Genomic DNA, 2,944 nt, shown 5'->3' with positions numbered 1-2,944 from the left:
CATCCTACGGCACCAGCTTCAACCCCTCGGCGGAGTTCGTCAGCCTCAGCGCGGCACAGGTCGGGCTGAGCCCCGAGAAGAACCGGACCTTCGAGGTGGGGGCGAAGTTCTCGCTGTTCGAAGACCGGATCGGCCTGGGCGGTTCGCTGTTCCGCATCGAGAAGACCAATGCGCGGACGGTCGATCCGGTCAACGCGTCGGTGACGATCCTGGACGGCGAGCAGCGCGTCGACGGCTTCGAGTTCGAGGCGAACGGCAGGATCACCGACCGGTGGTCGGTGCTGGCGGGATACACCTATCTGGACGGCGAGATCACGCAAGCGAACGACGCGACCAAGGGCAAGACCTTGCAGAACACGCCGAAGCATTCCGGCTTCGGCTGGACCACGTACGAGGTGCTGGAGGGCCTGGAGGTCGGCGCCGGCGCGTATTATGTCGGCAGCCGGTTCGCCAACAACACGAACACCGCCAAGGTGCCGGATTACTGGCGTCTGGACGCGATGGTGTCCTACACGATCAACGACGTCCGGTTCGCGCTGAACGGCTACAACCTGGCAGACGAGGACATCTACGAAGGCGTCTATGCCGGCCATGTGATCCCCGGCGCCGGGCGGACCTTCCTGCTCAGCGCCTCGGCGCGGTTCTGAGATTTACGAGGACTCCCAGGGTGCAGATTCAAATCCCCGACGTGCTGAGCGCCGATCAGGTGGCGCGGTGCCGAACTCTCCTGGCGGCTGGAGAATGGGTCGACGGTCGGGTGACCGCCGGCCCTCAGTCGGCCAAGGCGAAGAACAACTTGCAGGTTCCGGAGAACTCCCGCGTGCTGCCCGAGCTGCGCGAGATGGTCTTGCGGGCGCTGGACGGCAACCCGCTGTTCATGTCGGCGACCTTGCCGGACAAGGTCTTTCCGCCGCTGTTCAACCGTTACGACGTGGGCATGAAGTTCGGCGCCCATGTCGATAATGCCGTGCGGCCGATTCCGGGAGGGGCTGCGGGCGGCGGCGGGCGGATGCGGACCGACATCTCGGCGACGCTGTTCCTGAGCGCGCCGGATGAATACGACGGCGGCGAGCTGATGATCGAGGACGCGTTCGGCGCGCACTCCGTCAAGCTGCCGGCCGGGCATATGGTGGTCTATCCCGCCTCCAGCCTGCACCGGGTCGAGCCGGTGACGCGCGGCAGCCGATGGGCGTCGTTCTTCTGGATACAGAGCATCGTGCGCGACGACGCTGCCCGGACGACCTTGTTCGACATGGACATGGCGATCAACGGCGTCGCCGCCGATATGCCGGACCATCCGTCGGTCGTCTCGCTGACCAACTGCTATCACAACCTGGTAAGGCGCTGGGCGGATGTCTAAACGGGGCGGTTTTCGGCGGGTGCTGCGGACGGTGCATCTGTGGATCGGGCTGATCGTCGGCGTGCCGCTCGTGGTCGTCTGTCTGTCCGGCAGCGCCTTGGTCTGGCACGACGCGCTGGAGGGATGGATGCACCCCGAACGCCGGCCGTCGTCGCAGGACGGCGCCGTGCTGTCGCCGTCGCACTACCTTGACGCAGCGGCGAAGTCGCTGGGGGAGGGGTTGCTGCCGTCCACCCTCCGGATGCCGGCGGAAGCGGGGGCGCCGGTCGTGGTTTCGGCCCTGGACCGGGTGGATGGGCGGGTGCGGTTCACCGCCGTCTGGCTCGATCCGGCGACCGGACGCGTCCTGGACAGTGCCGATCAGGGCGCGTCGCTGTTCGGCTTTCTCCACCGGCTGCACGGCAGTCTGGCCGTTCCGCAGTTGGCCGGGCGGCAGATCGTCGGCTGGATCGGCGTGGTGCTGCTGGTGGCTGCCGTCAGCGGAATATGGCTGTGGTGGCCGAGGCGGGAGGTCGGGCTGGCGGCGCTGGGCTGGCGGAGGGGGCTGAAGGTTTCGGCCAATATCCATCATGTCGGCGGCATCTGGATCGCCTTGCCGCTGATCGTGGTGACGGTGACCGGCATCTACATATCGTTTCCGCAGACCAGCCGGGCGGTGGTGGGAGCTTTCGTGGAGATGCCGCCGCAGCAGCAGCGGACACCGTTCGGGCGGGCGCTGGAGCAGCCGGCTAGGGGCGCCGACGAGGTCGTCGCCGGCGTGCTGGAACAGGTGCCCGACGGGCGTCTTGCGGTGCTGTCGCTGCCGCAGGAGAAACGGCCGAGCTGGTCGGTTCAGGTGCGGACGGTTGGCGGAACGGCGGAAACGGCGCAGTTCTCGGTCGAGGATGCGTCGGGGCGGATCAGCCGGAGCGACGGTGCGGCAGGCGGAGGCGACGAGGTTTCGCGGCTGATGCGCCGGATACACGATGCCCAGGGCATGGGGCCGGTGTGGGAAACGCTGGTGTTCCTGACCGGAGTGCTGCCGGTGGCTTTTGTCGTGACCGGCGTGATGATGTGGCTGCGCCGGCGCGGCAACCGGCGGAAGCTGGAGATGCGGCAGCAGGCCGTCAGGCTTGCGTCCAGGTTGTCCTGATCGGCGGCCGGGGGTGAAACTTTCTCGACAAGTTGCGGTTTCATGACGATGATGCGTGCTCTATCGGCATGAGCGGTCTCGAGGGGAAATTATGAAGGGCGATCCGCAGGTTATTCGCCATTTGAACAGTATTCTTACCAGCAAGCTGACCGCCATCAACCAGTACTTCCTTCAGTCCCGCATGCTGAAGAACATCGGCCTGCTGCACCTTGCGGACCATCTTCAGGGCGAAGCGCGGTCCAAGATGCAGCAGGCCGACCGGCTGATCGAGCGCATCCTGTTTCTGGAAGGGATGCCCAACCTTCAGGACCTGGAACGGATCGACGTCGGTGAAGACGCTCCGGCCATGATCTCGCTGGATCTGAGCAGCGAGGAGCAGGGGCGGAACACGGCGCTGGAAGGGGTGAGGTATTGCGAGGAAGTCCGCGACTATGTAAGCCGGGAACTGCTGA

The 2,944-nt window shown here is 66.0% G+C and carries 4 protein-coding genes; all 4 read left to right on the top strand.

What is annotated here, in order from left to right; genetic code table 11:
- A partial coding sequence (locus AC5JJ6_RS06845; RefSeq protein WP_496041315.1) for a TonB-dependent receptor occupies nt 1-647 on the top strand: 647 nt, incomplete at its 5' end.
- Between the two features lie 20 nt (nt 648-667).
- Nucleotides 668-1,360, top strand: coding sequence for a Fe2+-dependent dioxygenase (locus AC5JJ6_RS06840; protein WP_496041314.1), 693 nt, complete (start codon nt 668-670; stop codon nt 1,358-1,360).
- Nucleotides 1,353-2,492 carry a PepSY-associated TM helix domain-containing protein gene (locus AC5JJ6_RS06835; RefSeq protein ID WP_496041313.1) on the top strand — a complete coding sequence of 380 codons (1,140 nt, stop codon included), beginning with the start codon at nt 1,353-1,355 and terminating at the stop codon, nt 2,490-2,492. Before AC5JJ6_RS06840 ends, AC5JJ6_RS06835 begins: the two co-directional genes overlap by 8 nt.
- Before the next feature lie 121 nt (nt 2,493-2,613).
- Nucleotides 2,614-2,944, top strand: a 331-nt coding sequence (gene bfr / locus AC5JJ6_RS06830) for a bacterioferritin (protein WP_496041312.1), incomplete at its 3' end; no start/stop codon positions are given.

The sequence above is a fragment of the Skermanella sp. genome (assembly GCF_059503625.1).
Note: the sequence above shows the minus strand (reverse complement) of the source record. Positions and strands in the feature narration are given on the sequence as shown.